General features: G+C 61.2%; 4 protein-coding genes. 1 reads left to right on the plus strand and 3 read right to left on the minus strand.

What is annotated here, in order from left to right:
- Positions 1–1130: MFS transporter (locus JNL55_RS29290; RefSeq protein WP_293862992.1), on the plus strand; the 1130-nt coding region annotated here is incomplete at its 5' end.
- 7 nt (positions 1131–1137) lie between these two features.
- Here the strand turns inward: JNL55_RS29290 and JNL55_RS29295 are convergent.
- From JNL55_RS29295 to JNL55_RS29305, 3 genes are all read right to left on the minus strand, one after another.
- Positions 1138–1647: an OsmC family protein gene (locus JNL55_RS29295; RefSeq protein WP_293862994.1), complete on the minus strand. Its 510-nt coding sequence runs from the start codon at positions 1645–1647 to the stop codon at positions 1138–1140.
- A 12-nt stretch (positions 1648–1659) separates the two neighbouring features.
- Entirely contained in the window at positions 1660–2754 is a 1095-nt protein-coding gene (locus JNL55_RS29300; protein WP_293862996.1) for a Gfo/Idh/MocA family protein, read from the minus strand.
- A gap of 55 nt (positions 2755–2809) precedes the next feature.
- Positions 2810–3710, minus strand: a 901-nt coding sequence (locus JNL55_RS29305; RefSeq protein ID WP_293862998.1) for a M16 family metallopeptidase, incomplete at its 5' end; no start/stop codon positions are given.

A 3710-nucleotide genomic window follows, 5' to 3' on the forward strand; every position in this document is an offset into this window, starting at 1 on the left:
CCACCGAATTCGCCTCGATGAGCCTGCTGCCCTACTTCTCCGCAGGGCTGGGCATCGATGAACCGACCGCCGGTCACGTGATTAGCGCCTATGCGTTGGGCGTGGTGATTGGAGCGCCCGTCATCGCAGTGCTTGCCGCCAAAGTCGCGCGACGTTCGTTGTTGATCGGCCTCATGGCAGTGTTCGCCGTTGCCAATGTGATGAGCGCGCTCGCGCCTACTTACGAATGGATGCTGTTGTTTCGTTTCTTGAGCGGCCTGCCTCACGGCGCGTATTTCGGCATCGCTGCACTTGTCGCCGCGTCGGCCGTGCCACCCGATCGACGGGCTCAAGCAGTTGCACGCACGATGCTCGGACTCACCACTGCAACCATCATCGGCGTGCCCGTGGCCAACTGGATTGGGCTCATGCTCGGCTGGCGCTGGGGCTTCGCGGTGGTGGGAATATTGGCCACGCTGACGGTCGTGCTGGTTCGAATGTATGTTCCTCGTGACGAACCGCCGAAGGGCGCGAGTCCGCTGCGCGAACTGGGTGCATTGAAACGTCGTCAGGTGTGGTTGACGTTGGGCATCGGTGCCATCGGCTTCGGCGGCATGTTCGCCGTCTACACTTACGTCGCCTCGACCCTCATCGAAGTAACGCACGTATCGAACGCTGCCGTGCCCATCGTTCTTAGTGTGTTCGGCCTCGGCATGACAGCTGGCACCTTGGTCGCCGGCTGGATGGCGGATCGATCTGTGATGCCAACCGTCGGCGGCATGCTCGCGTGGAGCGCCGTGTCGCTGGCAATGTTTCCATTTGCGGCCAGCAACATCTTCATGGTGTCCGTGGTCGTGTTCATGATCGGCTGCGGCGGCGGACTCGGCACCGTCTTGCAGACGCGCCTCATGGAAGTTTCAGGAGACGCACAAACGCTGGCCGCCGCGCTGAATCACAGCGCATTCAATGCCGCCAATGCACTCGGCCCGTTCCTGGGTGGCATGGCAATCGCCGCAGGCTGGGGATGGACTTCCACCGGCTGGGTGGGATGCGCACTCGCGCTCGCTGGCCTCGCAGTGTGGGCAACGTCGCTGCTCGTCGGTGACGACGAGGACGCTCAGTTGCCCGACATGACCGCGGAACGCGCTTAAGACGCCCTTAAGTCGATACGTGATTCAAACTCACGTTGACCGTCTGCGGGCTGCGGAACACATCTAGCACCGGGCAACACTGGATGACCTGTTTGATCAGCTCCTGCACTTGTTCGGCCGGAGCGGACGATTCCACAGTCACCGTTGCAGAGATCGGACCGAAGCCCGGGCGAACTGCCGGATCTGTGCCGAAGAAGCCGCGCGCATCCAGTGCGCCACTCAACGCAACCGAGATCGACTGCACTGGCACTCCAAGTGCCTCGGCATAACAACGCAACGTTACTTCCATGCTCGCACCGAGCGCGGCCAGTGCCACCTCCGCAGGGTTCGGCGCCGACCCAGTGCCGCCGAACACCACGGGCTCATCGATGACGATCTTCAGTCCGCCGAAGGTGCCTTCGGATTTAAGTCCTTCCACCTGGCGCGTCACGCCACTCATCGGCTCAGCGCACTCAGCCGGATTACCACGCAGCGCCACGCCGCGGAACTGACGCATCAACTCACCCAGATTCACCATACGTTCTCGCCTCTATCGCTCGACTGTTTCCCAGTGCTTCGACTCAGCACTGCGATAAATTGCCAACAACGCCTGCAATGCTTGAATGCCGATGGCTGCCCCGACCGGCGCGTGGCGCGACTCGCGAATCGCATCGACCAACGCTTGCAACTGCTTGCCGAAATGCGTCGGCGCCGCCGTCGCAGGCACTCGAATCTCGCGCGTACCCGACGGCTGACATAGAAACATTCGATTCGCGTAGTAGTAGATGCGTAGCGCGCCTTTGGTCCCGTGTACGCGAATCGATGCAGGCTCTTTCACCCACTGACCGGGGTCACCGCCAAAGCCGAGGCCGTGTTGCCATGTGAGTCCGCTGGCAAACACGCCTTCCCACGGCATGTCCGAGCTCACGGTAGCTTCGTCATAAACCAGCCAGCCCATCGCACCGTTGTCGTGCTGAAAGACGGCATATTCGGTTTGCATGCTGCCGCCGCTGTAATTACCGCGGCCGAAGGCTCGTTGGATCGGGCTACCCACGATCCAGGGAAATACGTCCAGCAAATGAATGCCGTGATCGACCAAACCGAAGCCACCGCCGCCGGGGGTACCTTCGGGATAGTGAGCGCTCGACATCGGCGTGAACTTGTCAGCGCCTGCGCCGGTAACACCACGCTCTTCGATGAGCACCACGTCGCCGATGACGCCACTCGCGATCAGTTCTCGCGCACGAATGATGGTGGGCAAGAAGCGATAGGACGATCCATACATGAACTGCACGCCATTGCGCTCGCAGGCTTTCGCCATCGCGAGTGCATCTTGCAGATTGTTGGTCATCGGCTTTTCACACAGCACATGAGCGCCGGCGTTGGCCAGCAGCTCGGTGTTGGGCCGATGCGAATCCACCGTCGACAACACGCAACCGATGGCCGGCCGAACCTCACGCAGCATTGCCTCGCAGCTAGTGAAGCCCGGCACAGATAATTTCTCAGCGACCTCACGTGTTCGCTCGGCACGTGGATCGACAACGGCAACGATTTTTACGTCCGGCAGCTCGCGATACGCGGCGATGTGGCCGTCAGCAACCATGCCGAGGCCGACGACAGCGATGGGGAGGGGTGAATTCGTCATGCGCTAAGTCTCATATCGGCGGCAGTAAGCCGCATCCCGTTCCGGTAACGCCGCTTCACGGTTCACCTCGAGTGGCCGCCTTCACGACGCTCACCACGCCCGGCTCGATGCGTTGCCTATCGCCAACCGCAACCACGACGACCTGCGATGGCTGCAGATACTTTTCCGCCACCCGCTGAAGGTCGGCAGCGGTCGTGTTTCTGATGCTCGTGGGCAGCGTTTGGTAGTAGTCCAGCGGTAGGTCGTAGGCGAACAGTTGGCCGATGGAGCTGGCCGTTCTGCCTGTGGTCTCGAACAGGCTCACCAATGAACTCTCGAATGCTGTTCGGGCGAAACGCAGCTCTGCGTCCGGGACGGGTTCGGTGCGGATTCGGGTCAGTTCGTTGAAGATTTCTTGCAAGGCCGGCGCGGTGACGTCGGTTCTCACGTTGGTACCGATGACGAATGGCCCAGGCTCGCGACGGAATGCAAACTGAGAGCGGGCCATGTAGGTGTAGTTGTTCTGCAAGCGCAGATTGGCGGTGATGCGACTCTCGAAGATTTCGCCGAACACCAGGTTCAATAGGCGCAGCGGTACTAGGTCTTGGCTGCTTCTCGATGCGCCGATCACTCCGACTCGCAGGGAGGTTTGCGAGGCGCTTCCGACGTCTTCCACCATCACTCGCTGCTTCGGAGGCTGAGCGACTACTCGTTTCACTGGCGCTGCTTTGCCTCGCCACTCGCCGAAATACTTCTCTGCTAGCTGACGCAGCTCGGCAAGCGACGCATCGCCAGCCGCGACCAAGGCCGCGTCATCCGGGGCGTAACCTTCTTTCCAGAAGCGGACTACGTCGTCGCGAGTCAGTTTTCGTAGCGATTGTTCGGTGCCCAACTCGTCGTAGCCGTAGTTATGGGCGCGCGCGAACAACTCGTCGTTGAACAGACCGCTGCGGCGGTAGGCGCCTGCCTCGCCGTAG

It is taken from the genome of Steroidobacter sp. (assembly GCF_016790065.1).
GTDB lineage: Bacteria > Pseudomonadota > Gammaproteobacteria > Steroidobacterales > Steroidobacteraceae > Steroidobacter.

What these genes read in the sequence shown, in the direction of transcription:
- JNL55_RS29295 (WP_293862994.1), bottom strand. Translation starts at nt 1,647, where the DNA reads ATGGTGAATCTGGGTGAGTTGATGCGTCAGTTCCGCGGCGTGGCGCTG.
- JNL55_RS29300 (WP_293862996.1), bottom strand. Translation starts at nt 2,754, where the DNA reads ATGACGAATTCACCCCTCCCCATCGCTGTCGTCGGCCTCGGCATGGTT.